This window comes from Pseudomonas sp. GW821-FHT01E10 (assembly GCF_059422365.1).
On the sequence record NZ_JBWKWT010000001.1, the window covers coordinates 611,606 to 628,821 of the forward strand.

Sequence of the window (17,216 nt, forward strand, 5' to 3'; positions counted from 1 at the left end):
AATGAGCGCACTACAACATTCCGTCGAACAATTCCTCTACCGCAAAGCCGAGCTGTGTGATCAGCAGGATTGGGACGCCTACATCGCCCTGTTTGATGAACAGAGCGAATTCCACCTGCCGCAATGGGAGTCGGAGCATGTGTACACCACCGATCCCAAGCGCGGCATGTCGCTGATTTACTACTCGAACCGCTCCGGCCTGGAAGACCGGGTATTTCGTCTGCGCACAGGCAAGTCGGCAGCTTCAAACCCGATGCCGCGCACCTTGCATCAAATCAGCAATGTGCGAATCAAGGAGATCGATAACGGCTTGCTTGAAGTCAAGGCCGCCTGGGTCACGCTCTACACCCGGCAAGGGCTGTCCGAGCAGTTCTACGGCCATGTGACCTACCACCTCAAAGCGGACGCCGACAGCTGGAAGATCACCCGCAAGCACATCGTGCTGCTCAACGACACGATCAACTCAGTGCTTGATTTCTATCACCTGTGAACTGTGGGGCACGCTGTCATGAACCATAAAGTCGCTTTCAGCTTCGCAGATGGCAAGACCTCGTTCTTCGAGGTCAAGCCCAACGAACTGCTGCTCGACGCCGCGCTACGCAATGGCGTGAACATCCCGCTGGACTGTCGCGAAGGTGTCTGTGGCACTTGCCAGGGTCGCTGCGAATCAGGCCAATTCACTCAAGACTACGTCGATGAAGAGGCTCTTTCCGAGCAGGATCTGGCGCAACGCAAAATGCTCTCTTGCCAGACCCGCGTGCAATCGGATGCGTCGTTCTATTTCGACTTCGATTCGAGCTTGTGCAACGCTGGCGCAACCCGGTTACTGCAAACGGTGATCACCGGTGTAGAACAGGTGTCGGCCACCACGGCGATCCTTCATCTGGACGCTTGCGCCCACCAGCAGCAATTGGACTTTCTTCCGGGGCAATACGCTCGACTGCATGTACCGGGCACCAGTGAGTGGCGCTCCTACTCATTCGCCAACCGCCCCAACCCCACCAACCAATTGCAGTTTCTCATCAGGCTCCTGCCTGATGGCGTGATGAGCAACTTCATCCGTGAGCATTGCCACCCCGGTCAAACACTCGAGCTCGAGGCCCCATTGGGGAGCTTCTATCTACGTCAGGTGACCAAACCTCTCGTACTGGTGGCAGGAGGAACCGGCCTGTCGGCCTTCCTCGGGATGCTTGATAACATTGCAGAAAAAGGTGGCTGCGGGCACCCGATCCAACTGTTCTATGGCGTCACGCAGGACAATGACCTGTGCGAAACTCAACGCCTGGCTGATTATCGCGACCGCATCGCCGACTTCGACTATCACCTTGTGGTTTCAAAACCCTCCGTGGATTGGCAAGGTAAAACCGGGTGGATTCCTGATCACTTCGACCGTCAGTCGTTCGACGCCAACCCATTCGACATCTACCTGTGCGGTCCTCCGCCCATGGTCGACGCGATTAAAACCTGGTTCAACGATCAGAAGATCGAGCAGTTCCAGATGTATTACGAGAAGTTTATCGATAGCAATTCCAAACATTGAGCAACAGGGAAATATCCGGAGAAGCATCCAGATATTTCCCTGTTTTTTTTATCGCCTGATTACGTCGCAGCCAATCTCACTTCCTCAAAGAATCTGCGAAGTTTGGCGCGCACTAGACACCATCATCCGCTGTCTTGTCTGTGACGATGAGGGGCTCGATGCCCCAGTCGCCAGACAAATACCAATCCTCTCCGAACATCTCGGCCGGATGCATCGTACGGTCGGAGCCATTGCCGCATGCCAGGGACTTGGCCGGACAATACCGGTCGCACCCCCAACAGATCCGCTCGGGGTGCTTGGGGTTGACGGGGAAGTTCTTGGCCATTTCGATCTCCGGTCATTGAGAGACGTTCTTGCAACCTACAGCCATTGTGCAAAACCATCCTTGATGGATATCAAGAATCGACATCTAGCGACTGCTCTCCCTATCGCGATCCTGGAGCTAAGCTTCTAACGGTTTAATTGATCAAAACTTGATAACAATCATTATTGTTCGCAGCAAAGCTTCCTAGACTCGGGCTCCTACTCGTCAGTGCTCAGGAAGACATTATGCGTACCCACCTCTCACTCGCCCTGCTCTTGCTCGTACCGCTGGCTCACGCAAAGGAATACCCGATCGGGGAGCCACAGCTGTGTCAGGGGCTGGAAGTCGGGGCGGTGTATCTGCAACCGATCGAAATGGCCCCGGCTGGCATGATGCGCGCTACTGTCGATTCTGATGTTCACCTGGAAGCCGACATTCGGGCCACCGCGGACAATCGACAGGGCTTTCAGGAAGGCAGTTTCGTGCCTTACCTCAATGTCTCGTTCAACTTGAGCAGAGCGGGTAACCCGGACGAAATCAAGGGCGACTTCCATGCCATGGTCGCCAATGACGGCCCGCACTATGGCGACAATGTGAAGCTGCTGGGGCCGGGCAAATATCGGCTGACGTTCACCGTGCTACCACCCACCGGTCACGGCTCCCTCGGGCGTCACACCGATAAGGAAACCGGTGTGGCGCCCTGGTTCGAACGCTGCGAACTGCACTACGAGTTCATCTACGCCGGCATCGGTAAAAAAGGCGGCTATTGAATGAAGCGCCTGCATCTTGCCTGGCTGATCGTGGCCGCAACAGTTGCGCCGTTGACGGCCCATGCCGAGTTGCCGAGCTTTGAGCTGACCCTGCGCGATGGCCACTTCTCCCCTGCCTTGCTTGAGGTCCCGGCCGGACAGCGCTTCAAGATCGTCCTGAAAAATAGCGGTCAGGGGCCGGCCGAGTTCGAGAGCACGCCGTTGCGGGTTGAAAAGGTACTGTCGCCGGGCGTGACAACCTTCGTCGTCATTCATCCGCTCAGGCCCGGCCACTATCCCTTTTTCGATGAGTTCAATCCGCAATTGCCCGAGGGCGGCATCCTCGCGAAATAACCTGTTAGCGCACGGAGCTTCCATGAATCAATCAATGTTCATCGTCTGGCGCGAAAGCGTCGAGGCGTTGCTGGTGATCGGCATTCTCCAGGCCTGGGCCAGCCAACAAGGCCAGCGTCATCGCTTGGTCAAATACCTGTGGGCGGGTGTGATGCTGGGGTTGATGCTCTCGGGCCTGCTGGCGGTGTTGATTCTGTTTGCCGGTGAGGCCATGAGCGGGTCGGCCAGTGAATGGTTCCAGGCCGCACTCGCACTGTTTGCCAGCCTGTTAATGGTGCAAATGGTCGGCTGGATGCACCGTCACGGGCGCACCCTCAACCACGATTTGCGACGGCACGCCGATAGCCACCTGGCCCGCCAAGGAGGCGCAGGTCTACTACTGCTGGCCATGCTCGCGATCAGCCGTGAAGGCAGCGAAACGGTGGTATTTCTCTATGGCGCCGGCGCCCGATTGCGGGGTCCGCAGCTCGGTTTGTTTGCCGTCGGCGGCGTGTTGGGGCTGGTGCTGTCCGCGCTGACCATTACGCTGTTGCACAGCAGTCGCCGCTTCATTTCATGGCAACGATTCTTTGCCATCAGTGAAGTCATCTTGCTCATGCTCGGCGCAGGGTTGCTGGTCAGCGCCACCGAGCGAATCGGCGGCCAACTGCTCGCCCTGGATGTGCCGAACGTGGTTTACAGCCTCGTAGGCGAATCGCTTTGGGACAACAGCGCGTGGCTGAGCGACAGCCATGGATTGGGTGGCTTTCTGGCCAGTTTTGTCGGTTATCGCGCAACGCCCAGCGGCATGACCTTACTGGTGTGGGTCGGTTACTGGCTGGTCGTCAGCACCTGGCTACGCCAACGGGCTGCGGAGAAAGTCCCATGCCTGACCTGAGCCGGCACAATCGATGGCTCCAGCGCCTGGGTGACGGGATGCGTCGCCATGCGTCCGTCATCCGTGCGCTGCAGTGGACTGTCGTAGTGTTTTACGCAGTGCTGTTGGTGACCCCGGCGCTGTTGCCGTTGCCGGACAGCCAGGCACGGATACTCGACAACCTGACCTTGCTCGCGCAGTTTTTATTCTGGGGAATCTGGTGGCCGTTCGTGTTGCTGTCGATGGTGTGCTTCGGTCGACTCTGGTGTGGCGTTCTGTGCCCGGAAGGTTCGCTCAGCGAATGGGCCAGTCATTACGGCAAAGGCCTGGGTGTGCCGCGTTGGTTGCGTTGGGGCGGTTGGCCCACATTGGCGTTCTGCCTGACGACCCTCTACGGCCAATTGATCAGCGTCTATGACTACGCCCAGGCCGCACTGTTGATTCTGGGTGGCTCGACCGTCGCAGCGGTCATCGTCGGGTTGTTGTTCGCCCGGGGCAAGCGGGTCTGGTGCCGTTACCTGTGCCCGGTCAGCGGGGTTTTCGCCCTGCTCGCAAGGCTGGCCCCCGTGCACTTTCAGGTCGATGAGCAACGCTGGATAGAGAATGCCGCGCCACGCCTGCCGCCCCCCAACTGCGCTCCCCTGCTCGATATCCGTCGCCTGCAAGGCGCCAGTGATTGCCACGCCTGCGGACGCTGCAGCGGGCAACGCGGCGCCGTGCAGCTGATCGCCCGCTCCAGCAATCAGGAGATTCTTCACGCAACCGCGCAGGCGCTGTCCCCTTGGGATACACGCTTGCTGCTGTTCGGCGTGATCGGCTTGGCCATGGGCGCGTTTCAGTGGACGGTCAGCCCATGGTTTATCGCCCTCAAACAAACCCTGGCCCAGTGGCTGGTGGAACACAACCAGCTCTGGGCCTTACGGGACAACGCCCCCTGGTGGTTGCTGACCCATTACCCGCAACTCAACGACAGCTTCAGCTGGCTCGACGGCTTCAGCATTGTCGCTTACTTGAGTGTGAGTTCGATCATGCTCGGCACGGCGTTGATGCTGCTCCTGCGCCTGACGGCCCGACTGGCGCGAGATCGCGCACTGTATTGGCCTCTGGCGCTGACACTCACGCCTGTGGGTGGTGCCGGACTGTTTCTCGGGCTGTCGGCCACCACCGTCAAATTACTGCGTTATGAAGGTCTGCTGCTGGAGTGGGTACAACCCGCCAGGGCCTGCCTGCTATTGGCCGCCATGGGGTGGAGCCTGCTACTGGGTTGGAAACGGCTGAAACACGAAGGTATTCCCCTGGCTCGGCGCGTGTCGGGTGGAGTTTGCCTGTTCCTCGCCAACGCCCTGATCGGGTTTGGCTGGTGGTTGCAGTTCTGGGGCTGGGCTTGAGTTTCCCCAGCCCCCGTTACCCCCGCAGCACGAAGGCTGGGAACAACTCGCGCATGGCCTCCCACAACTCTGGCAACAAGGCTTGTGCCGAAATGCTTGGCAGTAGCGGATCGAACATCCGCTCAGTGCGGACCAGTTGCACGGCGAAGCGTTTGACGCCGAGCGCACTCAAGCGTTTTGCCAGGATCAGCAGACGCGCCGGCTCGAACAGATGCCAATGCACTGTGGTGCGACATTCGTAGTCCACACCACTGGCCAGCAGATGCTCAAGGCTGCGCCAGTTAGCCGTTCCACTGCCCTCGACCCGGGTAATGGCCAGGCAATCTTCGGGCAACGCCTTGACGTCGAAACCGACCCAATCCGCGCCCGTGAGTGCCTTGGCGAAGGCGGCAGGCTTGATGCCGGCGCTGTGCAAGCCGATGCGAAATCCCATCGCCCGCACTTCATCCATGGCGCCGAGCAAGCCGTCCTGCAGGGTCGGCTCACCGCCGCTGAACACCACGGCATCGAGCAGGTCCTGACGACGTTGCAGAAACACCAACACCCGCCGCCAATCCACTTCCTCACTGCCACGAGGCGGAATCAGCTGCGGGTTATGACAGTAACGACAACGCCAGGCGCAACCCTGGCAAAACAGCACACAGGCGAGCTGTCCCGGATAGTCGATAGTGGTCAGGGGCACCATGCCCCCGACCCGAAGCATTCGACTCATTGGCGCCCGGCCAGGGCTGCGCCTTCAGTGAAGTGCACCCGCTCGCGGTGCTCCGACTGTTTATCTGGATTGAACGCTGATACAGGACGGTGATAGCCCATCACCCGGGTCCAGATTTCGCAGCGTTGGCGTTGAGCCTGGGGCAGAGTTTGCGATGCAGTCATGGTGAAGCTCCTTGCGGTTGAGTGGATCAAAATCAATGAACGGTGCCAGCCTTCTGTTCTTGCAACAGCAGGACCTCGTCACATTTGGGGCAGAACTCATGTTCGCCATCGAGGTAGCCATGCACCGGGCAGATGGAGAAGGTCGGGGTCACGGTCAGGTACGGCAGGCGGAAGCGTCCAAGGGCCTTGCGCACCAGTTGCTTGCAGGCCTGGGTCGAGGAAATCCGCTCGGCCATGTACAGGTGCAAGACCGTGCCGCCGGTGTATTTGCATTGCAGTTCGTCTTGAAGTTCCAGGGCCTCGAAGGGGTCTTCGGTGTAGCCCACGGGCAGTTGCGAGGAGTTGGTGTAATACGGTGCCTGCGCACTGCCCGCCTGGAGAATGTCCGGATAGCGCTTGAGGTCTTCCTTGGCGAAGCGGTAGGTGGTGCCCTCCGCCGGTGTCGCTTCCAGGTTGTAGAGATGACCGGTTTCCTCCTGGAAACGCAGCAAGGTGGCACGTACATGGTCCAGCAGATTCAGGGCAAACTGTCGGCCATGTTCGGTGTGCATGCCCTCCTCGTCGCCGGTGAAATTGCGCAGCATTTCATGCAGGCCGTTGAGGCCGATGGTGGAAAAATGGTTACGCAAGGTGCCTAGGTAGCGCTTGGTGTAAGGGTACAAACCGGCATCCATGTGGTGCTGAATGACCTTGCGCTTGACCTCCAGGCTCTCCATTGCCAGCTCCATCAGCGTGTCCAGGCGTCGCAACAAGCCACTGGTGTTGCCCTTGAACACATAGCCCAGGCGTGCACAGTTGATGGTCACCACGCCGAGCGATCCGGTCTGTTCCGCCGAACCGAACAAGCCACCGCCGCGCTTGAGCAACTCGCGCACATCGAGCTGCAACCGGCAGCACATCGAACGCACCTGATTGGGCTGCATGTCCGAATTGAGGAAGTTCTGGAAATACGGCAAACCGTAACGCGCCGTCATCTCGAACAGACGGTCGGCGTTGTCACTGTCCCATGGAAAGTCATGGGTGATGTTGTAGGTCGGGATCGGAAAGGTGAACACTCGCCCTTTCGCGTCGCCAGCCTGCATCACCTCGATGTACGCGCGGTTGAGCAGGTCCATTTCGACTTGCAGATCACCATAGGCAAACGGCATCTCCTCACCGTCGATGACGGGTATCTGCTCACGCAAATCCTGCGGGCAAACCCAGTCGAAGGTCAGGTTGGTGAACGGCGTCTGGGTGCCCCAGCGCGACGGCACATTGAGGTTGTAGATGAACTCCTGGATCGCCTGGCGCACCTCCTGGTAACTCAGCTGGTCCTTGCGCACGTAAGGCGCCAGGTAGGTGTCGAATGAACTGAACGCCTGGGCACCGGCCCATTCGTTCTGCAGGGTGCCGAGAAAATTCACCATTTGCCCCAGGGCACTGCTCAAGTGCTTTGGCGGACCGGCTTCGACACGCCCCGGCACACCGTTGAGCCCCTCGTGCAACAGAGTACGCAGCGACCAACCGGCACAGTAACCGGCGAGCATATCCAGGTCGTGCACATGCAAATCCGCCTCGCGATGGGCCTGGCCGATGGCCTCGCTGTACACCTCGTCCAGCCAGTAGTTGGCGGTGACCTTGCCCGACACGTTCAACACCAGCCCGCCCAGGGAGTAGCCCTGATTGGCGTTGGCCTGGACCCGCCAGTCTTCACGGTCCAGGTACTCATTCATAGAAGTCGCCACCTCGACCATGGTCCGGCGGTCACGACGCAAACGCCCGTGCTGTTCGCGGTAGACGATGTAGGCGCGCATGGCGAAGAAGTAACCGGCATCCATCAATACCCGTTCGACCCGATCCTGAATCTGCTCGACGTGCAACCTTGGCAGCCCTTCCAGTCGGGCGAGTACCGCCTGAAGCAAGCCTTCAACCTCAACCTCGGTGTACTCCCCAGTCGCCTTGCCGGCGGCGATCAATGCCTGACGGATCTTGTCGGCATCGAAGGCAACCAGACTGCCATCGCGTTTGTGCAAGCGGTTACATCCCACTGAGATCAGCGTGCTCTGCATTTGGCCTCCAGATACTACATATAGTTGCTCATACACAAACAAACACAACATGCAGTGAAGACTACGGACAAAGTGCTGTTCTGCAATTGATCGACATCAAGATTTGCCGGTGAAAAAAACCGCCCGAAGGCGGTGAAGGAAAAATCGGTGCGAACACTGTGGCGAGGGAGCTTGCTCCCGCTCGGCCGCGAAGCGGTCGCAATCCTGCAAGCTCGATTTGTCTGAATAATCGTGGTGCCTCATTTAGGGTTGCTTCGCAACCCAGCGGGAGCAAGCTCCCTCGCCACAAGTATTGTGTTTAGCAAACTCTTTCCTTAACAGAACAGCTCAACCGCCACTCATGTTCATGAACCGCACAATCTGCACCTCCCCTTCGGGGTTGAAGTCGTGGCGCAATGGCTTGCCGCGCAAAGCCTTTTGCACCGCATTGATCAGCGGCTGGTCGTCCAGCGGATAACGCCGCAACAATCCACGCAAATCCAGCGCGTCGTCCTGGCCCAGACAGAGCAACAGCTTCCCTTCAACGGTCATCCGCACCCGGTTGCAGGTGCCGCAGAAGTTATGGCTGTTGGGTGAAATGAAACCGATCCGGGTATCGGGATGGCGTTCCAGACGCACATAGCGCGCCGGTCCGCCGCTGTTTTCCGTACTGTCGAGCAACCGATGTTGAGCGGCGATCGATGCCCGCACTTCATCGCTGGAACAAAACGATTCACCCCGTGACCTGCCGACATCGCCCAACGGCATTTCTTCGATGAAACTGATATCGATGTGCTGATCGATGGCGTACTGCACCAACGCCAGGACTTCATCGAAGTTGCGCCCCTTCATCACCACGCAGTTGAGCTTGATCCGCTCAAACCCTGCGTCCCGCGCGGCTTCAATGCCACCCAGCACCTGATCGAGATCGCCGTTGCGGGTGATCGCGCGAAACTTCTGCCCGTCCAGGCTATCGAGGCTGATGTTCATCCGCTTGACGCCTGCCTCCGCCAACGGCCGGGCCAGACGGCCCAGCTGCGAGCCGTTGCTGGTCATCACCAGTTCGCGCAAACCGGGCAATGCGGCGATGTTGCGGCACAGTTCGACAATGCCCGGACGAATCAGCGGCTCGCCGCCGGTGAGGCGGATTTTGCGGACGCCCAACCCGACGAACAACGTTGCCAGGCGCTGCAATTCCTCCAGCGTCAGGACCTGCTGACGCGGCAGGAAGGTCATGTTTTTCGCCATGCAATACACACAGCGAAAATCACAACGGTCCGTCACCGACATCCGCAGATAATCGATCTGCCGTCCAAAACCATCCTGCATGACAGCGTTCATCACATCTCCCGGTTTGTCTCGATGCTCACTGCACCAGCGGTGAGTCGGCGCCCTGCAAGTGGATGCCACGAATATCCGCCGCTCCGATCAGGGTTTGCAGGTACTGCACCAGCGCTTTTTGCCAGACGCCCTGCTGCAACTGCGTGCGGATCGCCGTCGACACCACTTCATAAGGCAACGGCATGCCTTCAATCCGCTGATCGACACTCACCACATGCCAGCCGTAGCGACTTTCCAGCGGTTTACTGGCCAGGCCGGGCGCCAGCGTGAACAGCTGACGCTCCAGTTCCGGCACGGTCTGGCCCTTGCTGATCTGCCCCAGAGAACCGCCTTGAGCCTTCGACGGGCAGGCCGAATATTTCACCGCCAGCTCGGCGAAACTGCCGGGGAAATCCTCCAGACGTTGCAGCAATATCTCGGCCTGAGCATGCGCAAGGCTGCGAGCCTCGACATCATCCGGCGCGCACTCGAGCAGGATGTGTCGCACCGCCAGCAACGGCGCGCTGTGAAAGCGCCCGCGATTGTTTTCGTAGTAGCGCAGGCTGGTTTCCTCGTCGCACTGCGGCACGTGCACCTCGCGTTCGAGCAACAAACGCGTGGCCGCTTCTTCTTCGTTCTCACCAGCGCCGATCTCCAGCGCCAGGCCGAGTTCGGCAATGCGCTGCTGCAACAATTCGCGGATCACCAGTGCCCTGGCGGCCAGATAGACCGCCTCTTCACGGCTTTCGGCCGGGTGATATTGCAGCTCCTGGGCCATTGCCTCAGGCGTGATCGACACCCCGTTGACGCTGATGATCGGCCACTCCTGTTCGCTGCTGGCGATCAACTGCACCGGGGCGTCTTCGGCCGCCGCCGGCTCGACCGGCAGTGCTTCAAACTGCGCGATGTCGACAACTTCCGGCACCGTAAGCTCTGCATTTTTAGAAGAACCGCAGCCACCGCTGCCGCCGTTACCGCCGCCACATCCACATCCACATCCACCTGACATGATGTTCTCCTCAGACTTTCTGCCGAACGATTTGATAACGACGCCCCAGGTACCAGATCGGTGCACTGACGATGTGTACGAGACGGGTGAAGGGGAACAACACGAACAGGGTCAAGCCTAGAAACACATGCAGCTTGTAGGTCAGCCCGACCGGCGCAATGGACGCCGCCGCTTCCATCGGCCGCAACAGCACGGTGTTCTGCGCCCAGTCGGCGAGCATCACCATCACCGAACCGTCCATGTGCGCGGTGGACGCTGCAATCGTCAGCAAACCGAGCAGCAACTGCACCAGCAGCACCAGCAGAATCAAAATGTCCGAAGCGCTGGAGGCGGCACGTACCCGAGGATCGGTGAGCCGCCGATTGACCAGCATCAGCAAGCCGATCAGGCACAGCAGGCCGAAGAGCCCGCCGGAGACCATCGCCAGCAACTGCTTGTTCTCGGTGCTGATCACATGGTGATAAACCGATGCAGGCGTCAGCAGGCCGACGAAATGCCCGGCCAGTACAAACAGCACACCGATGTGGAAGAGGTTGCTCGCCACGCGCATGCCGCGCTGGTTGAGCATCTGGCTGGAGCCAGCCTTCCAGGTGTACTGCGACAGATCGAAACGGGCCCAACTGCCAATCAGGCAAATCGCCAAAGCGACATAGGGATAGATCCCGAACAACAACAGGTTCCATTTAGACATTGCCTACCTCCTTGGCTGGCACGGTGGCCAACCCTTCATGCTGAAAATCCACCCAGTGCAACGGCACGGCGCTTTCTTCCCGGGCCTTGCCCGGGGCGCCAGGCAACGAACTGCAACGGTCTTGCTGTTCGGCCTGGAGAAAGTCCACGGCCTCCTCTTCCCAGATCTTGTCGAGGGCTTCGAGGGAGTCGTCGCGCGGTTCCGCCGCCACCTGCGCCCGCAGGTCGGCCACCGCCTGATGCGGCTCGGCCCCGGCGATTTGCAGCAACGCCCGGAAGCAACTGGCATAGGCGCTTTCGCGCTCTTCCAGACGCGCCGCGAGCAAGGCCAGCAAGTGCGAAACATCCGCCAGGCCCTCGCGGGCCTCGAGGTCTTCGCGGGTGGACAGGAACTCCAGGTACAGCGGGATATAGTCCGGCAGCTCCTTGACGCCGATGGCAAAACCGGCGGCTTCGTATTGCGCCATCATGTCGACCATGGCCTGGCCACGATCGCGGGATTCGCCGTGCACATGCTCGAACAACAGCAACGACAGCGAACGCCCCCGGCCGAACAGCGCGCCGTAGTGCTCCTGCCCGTCCATCAGGTCATTGGCGCAGATCAACTCCAGCAATTCGAACAACGCACCGCGCTGTTTAGGGCTGATTTCCCGTGACTGGATAATCGCTTGCTCCAGTTCGTCGCGCCCGCCAATCAGCGTCTCGGTCGGATAGTCGAGCAGCAGCGAAATCACTTTGAGAATTTGCATGCTCATTCCTCCCACAACTGGACGGTTTTCAGGACGTCGCGGCGGTTGGCTTTCTTCGCACCGAACATGTTGGTGTCGGAGCTGCCGCTGCAACCGCTGCCGAAACTGAAGCCGCAACCGGAGCGCTCGGCAAAGGCGTCGCTCATGGCGTCTTCACGGTGGGCACTCGGTACCACAAAGCGGTCTTCATAGTTGGCAATCGCCAGGTAGCGATACATCTCTTCGACCTGGGCCACGCTCAAGCCGACGTCCTTCAACACTTGCAGGTCCTGAACGCCATCGACTTGCTCGGAGCGTTTGTAGGCGCGCATCGCCAGCAAGCGTTTAAGTGCGCGCTTGACCGGTTTTTCATCGCCCGCTGTCAGCATGTTCGCCAGGTACTTCAGTGGAATACGCAGGCTGTCGACATCCGGGATCACCCCGTTCATGCCCACGGTGCCAGCGGTAGCGGCGTTCTGGATCGGCGACAGCGGCGGCACGTACCAGACCATTGGCAAGGTGCGGTATTCCGGGTGCAGCGGCAGTGCGAGTTTCCAGTCCACGGCCATTTTGTAGACCGGCGAACGCTGGGCGGAATCAATCACCGACTGCGGTACGCCATCGGCCAGGGCCTGGCGAATCACTGCCGGGTCATTCGGATCGAGGAAGATCTCCAGTTGTTTCTCGTACAGGTCTTGCTCATTGGCGGTGCTCGCCACTTCGCTGATGCGGTCGGCGTCATACAGCAGCACACCGAGGTAACGGATACGCCCGACACAGGTTTCGGCGCAAACAGTCGGCATCCCGGCTTCGATACGCGGGTAGCAGAAGATGCACTTCTCGGACTTGCCGCTTTTCCAGTTGAAATAGATCTTCTTGTACGGGCAGCCGCTGATGCACATCCGCCAGCCACGGCATTTTTCCTGGTCGATCAGCACAATGCCGTCTTCTTCACGCTTGTAGATCGCCCCGCTCGGGCACGACGCTGCGCACGCCGGGTTGAGGCAGTGCTCGCACAGGCGCGGCAAATACATCATGAAGGTGTTTTCGTATTCGCCGTAAATGTCCGCCTGGATCTTGTCGAAGTTCTTGTCCTTGCGGCGCTTGGCGAATTCGGTGCCGAGGATTTCTTCCCAGTTCGGGCCCCATTCGATTTTCTCCATGCGCTTGCCAGAGATCAGCGAACGCGGGCGCGCAGTGGGCTGATGCTCGCCCAGCGGCGCGGTATGCAGGTGCTGGTAATCGAAGTCGAACGGTTCGTAGTAATCGTCGAGGCTCGGCAGGTCCGGGTTGGCGAAAATATTCGCCAAGACCCGGAATTTACCGCCGATGCGCGGGTTGATCGTGCCGTTGGCATTGCGGATCCAGCCGCCCTTCCACTTGTCCTGGTTTTCCCATTCTTTCGGGTAACCGATGCCGGGTTTCGATTCGACGTTGTTGAACCAGGCGTATTCCATGCCTTCGCGGCTGGTCCAGACGTTCTTGCAGGTAATCGAACAAGTGTGGCAACCGATGCACTTGTCCAGGTTCAGCACCATGCCGATCTGTGAGCGAATCTTCATCTCAGTTCTCCTCGATATCGGTCGGCAGAGGACGCGGCAGGTCATCGCCGTTTGAGCCATCGAGCCAGTCGACTTTGGCCATTTTGCGTACCACGACGAATTCATCGCGGTTGCAACCGACCGTGCCGTAATAGTTGAAACCGTAGGCCTGCTGTGCATAGCCGCCGATCATGTGGGTCGGTTTGAGCACCACGCGGGTGACCGAGTTGTGGTGGCCGCCGCGGGTCTTGGTGGTTTCCGAACCAGGCACGTTCACGATCCGTTCCTGGGCGTGGTACATCATCACCATGCCGTCCTTGACCCGCTGGCTGACCACCGCTCGTGCGGTCAGCGCGCCGTTGGCGTTGAAGCATTCGATCCAGTCGTTGTCTTCAATGCCGGCGCGTTTCGCGTCGTTCTCCGAGAGCCAGACAATCGGCCCGCCGCGGCTGAGGGTCAGCATCAGCAGGTTGTCGCTGTAAGTGCTGTGGATGCCCCATTTCTGGTGCGGAGTAATCCAGTTCAGGACGATTTCGGTCTCGCCGTTGCTGCGCTTGCCTTTCACTCCTGCAATGGTGCGGGTGTTGACCGGCGGGCGGTAACTCATCAGTTGCTCGCCGAATGCCTGCATCCACGGGTGATCCTGGTAGAACTGCTGGCGACCGGTGATGGTGCGCCATGGGATGGCTTCGTGAACGTTGGTGTAGCCGGCGTTGTAGCTGACGTGATCGTCTTCGAGACCCGACCAGGTAGGGCTGGAAATGATCTTGCGCGGCTGCGCCTGAATGTCGCGGAATCGGATCGCCTCGTGTTCCTTGGATAACGCCAGGTGGCTGTGATCGATGCCGGTAAATTCCGACAACGCAGCCCAGGCCTTGACGGCGACATGGCCATTGGTTTCCGGCGCCAGGGACAGAATCACTTCAGCAGCATCGATCGCCGAGTCGATTTTCGGCCGACCATGACTGATCCCGGCAGCCCCTTCGCGGTGATTGAGCGCACCGAGGAATTTCACTTCGGCGTCGGTGTTCCAGTTGATGCCCTTGCCACCGTTGCCGTGTTTTTCCAGCAATGGTCCCAGCGAGGAAAACTGCTTGTAAATATTCGGGTAATCACGCTCCACCACATGCAGGTTCGGCGCGTTCTTGCCTGGCACCGGGGCCACGCCGGCGCTTTTCCAGTCGGTGCCGCCAAAAGGTTGAGCCAGTTCACCGACGCTGTCGTGCATCAGCGGGATGGTCACCAGGTCCTTCTCAACGCCCAGATGCCCTTCAGCCATGCTGGAAAAGGCCTTGGCGATGCCTTTGTAGATTTCCCAGTCGGAACGCGATTCCCACGCCGGGTCGATGGCGGCCGACAGCGGGTGAATGAACGGGTGCATGTCCGAGGTGTTCATGTCGTCCTTTTCGTACCAGGTCGCGGTCGGCAAGACGATGTCGGAATAGACGCAGGTCGAGGACATGCGGAAATCCAGCGTGGTGACCAGATCGAGCTTGCCGATGGCGCCCTCGTCCACCCATTCGGCTTCTTCGGGTTTGCAATCCCCGACCTGGCCGATGTCTTCGTTCATCACCCCATTCTTGGTGCCGAGCAGGTACTTGAGCATGTACTCGTGGCCCTTGCCCGAGGAGCCCAGCAGGTTGGAACGCCAGATAAACATGTTGCGCGGGAAGTTCACCGGGCTGTCCGGCTGTTCGCAGGAGAAGCGCAGCGAGCCGTCTTGCAGCGACTTGACCACGTAGTCTTTCGGGTCCATGCCGGCTGCCGCGGCATCGCGGCAAATGTGCAGCGGGTTGGTGTTGAGTTGCGGTGCGCTGGGCAACCAGCCGGCGCGTTCGGCACGGATGTTGTAGTCCAGGGCATGCTCGGGGAATTGCGACTTGTCGGCCAACGGCGAGAGCACATCGTGCATGCTCATTTTCTCGTGGCGCCATTGCGAGCTGTGCGCGTAGAAGAAGCTGGTGCCGTTCATCTGCCGTGGCGGACGGTTCCAGTCCAGGCCGAACGCCAGCGGCAGCCAGCCGCACTGCGGACGCAGCTTTTCCTGGCCGACGTAGTGCGCCCAACCACCACCGGTCTGACCGACACACCCGCAGAGCATGAGCATGTTGATCAGCCCGCGGTAGTTCATGTCCATGTGGTACCAGTGGTTCATCGCCGCGCCGACGATGATCATCGAGCGCCCCTTGGTCTTGTCGGCGTTATCGGCGAACTCGCGGGCGATCTGGATCGCTTTCTCACGGCTGACGCCGGTGATCTGCTCCTGCCAGGCCGGGGTGCCAGGTACGCTTGCGTCGTTGTAGTCCTTGGCGACGTTAGCGCCACCCAGGCCACGATCGATCGCCAGATTGGCGGCCGACAGGTCGAACACAGTGGCGACTTTGGCCACACTGCCATCGGCCAGTACCACGTTGTGCACCGGCACGCGGCGGTATTGCACGGCATCGCCAGCGACGTGCTGGAAGTGCTCGTGGGACTCGCCAGCGAAATACGGGAACGCCACTTCGGCGACGTCATCGCCGATCAGGCTCAGCTTCAGATCGATCTCACGCCCTTCGCCGCCTTCACGAGGCAGGATGTTCCACTTGCCCTTCTCGCCCCAGCGATAACCGATGGAGCCCTGAGGAGAAACCAGTTCACCGCTGACATCCAGCGCGATGGTTTTCCATTCCGGGTTGTTTTCCTGGCCGAGGTTGTCGGTAAGGTCCGAGGCGCGCAAGAAACGGTCCGGCTGGTAACCGGCGCCCGGCGCCTTGTCGACCATTTGTTTGAGCAGCACCAGCACCGGCAAATCGGTGAAGCGCTTGGCGTAGTCGGTGAAATACGCGCTCGGTTTGTCCAGGTGAAACTCTTTGAAGATCACATGATTGAACGCCTGGGCCAGCGCCGCATCGGTACCCTGCTTGGGGTTGAGCCACAGGTCGGTGAGCTTGGCGACTTCCGAGTAGTCGGGGGTGATGGCGACGGTCTTGGTGCCCTTGTAACGGACTTCGGTAAAAAAGTGCGCATCGGGGGTACGGGTCTGCGGGACGTTGGAGCCCCAGGCAATGATGTAGTTGGAGTTGTACCAGTCGGCCGATTCCGGCACGTCGGTTTGCTCGCCCCAGACCATCGGCGAGGCCGGTGGCAAGTCGCAGTACCAGTCATAGAAACTCAGGCACGCACCGCCGATCAGCGACAGATAACGCGAACCCGCGGCATAGCTGACCATCGACATGGCCGGAATCGGCGAGAAACCGACGATCCGGTCCGGGCCGTATTGCTTGATGGTGTAGACGTTGGACGCGGCAATGATCTCGTTGACTTCCTCCCAGTTGGAGCGAATGAAGCCCCCCATGCCGCGCTTGCTTTTATAGGAGTCGGCCTTGGCCTTGTTCTCGACAATGCTGGCCCAGGCTTCCACCGGCGCCATGGTCTGCCGCGCCTCGCGCCAGAGCTTGAGCAACGGCTTGCGGATTTTCGGGTACTTGAGGCGGTTGGCGCTGTAGATGTACCAGCTGTAACTGGCGCCACGCGGGCAACCGCGGGGTTCGTGGTTAGGCAAATCGTTGCGGGTGCGCGGGTAATCGGTCTGCTGGGTTTCCCAGGTGATCAGGCCGTTCTTGACGTAGATTTTCCACGAGCACGAGCCGGTGCAGTTCACCCCATGGGTGGAACGCACGATCTTGTCGTACTGCCAGCGCGAACGGTAGACGTTCTCCCAGTCGCGAGACTCTTTGCGAGTCTCTCCATGACCATCGGAAAACTCGTTTTGCTTGCGATTGAAAAACCGCAGTTGATCCAGTAAATGACTCACGGTGTGTCCTCTCAGGCTTGCTGCGGGGTTCTGCGCCC

General features: G+C 59.7%; 16 protein-coding genes. 6 read left to right on the forward strand and 10 right to left on the reverse strand.

Annotation, left to right across the window (positions count from 1 at the left end; translation table 11 throughout):
* Position 1 precedes the first annotated feature (1 nt).
* Positions 2-490, forward strand: coding sequence for an anthranilate 1,2-dioxygenase small subunit (gene antB, locus AC07V0_RS02670; RefSeq protein WP_018927825.1), 489 nt, complete (start codon positions 2-4; stop codon positions 488-490).
* An 18-nt stretch (positions 491-508) separates the two neighbouring features.
* Positions 509-1,540 (forward strand): anthranilate 1,2-dioxygenase electron transfer component AntC, encoded by a 1,032-nt coding sequence (gene antC, locus AC07V0_RS02675; protein WP_086945716.1) that lies wholly within the window; start codon positions 509-511, stop codon positions 1,538-1,540.
* A 112-nt stretch (positions 1,541-1,652) separates the two neighbouring features.
* On the opposite strand, the gene AC07V0_RS02680 is transcribed toward antC, so the two are convergent.
* Positions 1,653-1,865 carry a DUF3079 domain-containing protein gene (locus AC07V0_RS02680; RefSeq protein ID WP_018927823.1) on the reverse strand — a complete coding sequence of 71 codons (213 nt, stop codon included), beginning with the start codon at positions 1,863-1,865 and terminating at the stop codon, positions 1,653-1,655.
* 224 nt (positions 1,866-2,089) lie between these two features.
* Here AC07V0_RS02680 and AC07V0_RS02685 point away from each other — a divergent pair, with 224 nt between their 5' ends.
* Genes AC07V0_RS02685 through AC07V0_RS02700 form a run of 4 tightly spaced genes read left to right on the forward strand, consistent with a single transcriptional unit; the run spans position 2,090 to position 5,191 of the window.
* Entirely contained in the window at positions 2,090-2,614 is a 525-nt protein-coding gene (locus AC07V0_RS02685; protein WP_018927822.1) for an iron transporter, read from the forward strand.
* Positions 2,615-2,947 carry a cupredoxin domain-containing protein gene (locus tag AC07V0_RS02690; protein ID WP_018927821.1) on the forward strand — a complete coding sequence of 111 codons (333 nt, stop codon included), beginning with the start codon at positions 2,615-2,617 and terminating at the stop codon, positions 2,945-2,947. It abuts the gene before it with no gap.
* Between the two features lie 22 nt (positions 2,948-2,969).
* Positions 2,970-3,824 carry an FTR1 family iron permease gene (locus AC07V0_RS02695; RefSeq protein ID WP_086945718.1) on the forward strand — a complete coding sequence of 285 codons (855 nt, stop codon included), beginning with the start codon at positions 2,970-2,972 and terminating at the stop codon, positions 3,822-3,824.
* Positions 3,812-5,191, forward strand: a complete 1,380-nt coding sequence (locus tag AC07V0_RS02700) for a 4Fe-4S binding protein (protein WP_086945719.1) — start codon at positions 3,812-3,814, stop codon at positions 5,189-5,191. Before AC07V0_RS02695 ends, AC07V0_RS02700 begins: the two co-directional genes overlap by 13 nt.
* A gap of 16 nt (positions 5,192-5,207) precedes the next feature.
* On the opposite strand, the gene AC07V0_RS02705 is transcribed toward AC07V0_RS02700, so the two are convergent.
* From AC07V0_RS02705 to AC07V0_RS02745, 9 genes are all read right to left on the reverse strand, one after another.
* Positions 5,208-5,903, reverse strand: a complete 696-nt coding sequence (locus tag AC07V0_RS02705) for an anaerobic ribonucleoside-triphosphate reductase activating protein (protein WP_173861141.1) — start codon at positions 5,901-5,903, stop codon at positions 5,208-5,210.
* Complete coding sequence (gene nrdD / locus AC07V0_RS02710) at positions 5,900-6,067, reverse strand: anaerobic ribonucleoside-triphosphate reductase (protein WP_495019359.1); 168 nt, start codon at positions 6,065-6,067, stop codon at positions 5,900-5,902. Before nrdD ends, AC07V0_RS02705 begins: the two co-directional genes overlap by 4 nt.
* 32 nt (positions 6,068-6,099) lie before the next feature.
* Positions 6,100-8,115: a ribonucleoside triphosphate reductase gene (locus AC07V0_RS02715; protein ID WP_495019360.1), complete on the reverse strand. Its 2,016-nt coding sequence runs from the start codon at positions 8,113-8,115 to the stop codon at positions 6,100-6,102.
* A gap of 327 nt (positions 8,116-8,442) precedes the next feature.
* Positions 8,443-9,435, reverse strand: a complete 993-nt coding sequence (moaA, locus tag AC07V0_RS02720) for a GTP 3',8-cyclase MoaA (protein WP_086945721.1) — start codon at positions 9,433-9,435, stop codon at positions 8,443-8,445.
* A 25-nt stretch (positions 9,436-9,460) separates the two neighbouring features.
* Positions 9,461-10,423: a peptidylprolyl isomerase gene (locus AC07V0_RS02725; protein ID WP_495019361.1), complete on the reverse strand. Its 963-nt coding sequence runs from the start codon at positions 10,421-10,423 to the stop codon at positions 9,461-9,463.
* A 10-nt stretch (positions 10,424-10,433) separates the two neighbouring features.
* A complete protein-coding gene (narI, locus tag AC07V0_RS02730; RefSeq protein ID WP_018927813.1) occupies positions 10,434-11,114 on the reverse strand; it encodes a respiratory nitrate reductase subunit gamma in 681 nt (226 codons plus the stop codon).
* Positions 11,107-11,862, reverse strand: coding sequence for a nitrate reductase molybdenum cofactor assembly chaperone (gene narJ / locus AC07V0_RS02735; RefSeq protein ID WP_018927812.1), 756 nt, complete (start codon positions 11,860-11,862; stop codon positions 11,107-11,109). The genes narI and narJ overlap by 8 nt, the downstream gene beginning before the upstream one ends.
* Before the next feature lie 2 nt (positions 11,863-11,864).
* Positions 11,865-13,403, reverse strand: a complete 1,539-nt coding sequence (narH, locus tag AC07V0_RS02740; RefSeq protein ID WP_028940869.1) for a nitrate reductase subunit beta — start codon at positions 13,401-13,403, stop codon at positions 11,865-11,867.
* A gap of 1 nt (position 13,404) precedes the next feature.
* Positions 13,405-17,178, reverse strand: coding sequence for a nitrate reductase subunit alpha (locus AC07V0_RS02745; RefSeq protein ID WP_086945723.1), 3,774 nt, complete (start codon positions 17,176-17,178; stop codon positions 13,405-13,407).
* Between the last annotated feature and the right edge of the window lie 38 nt (positions 17,179-17,216).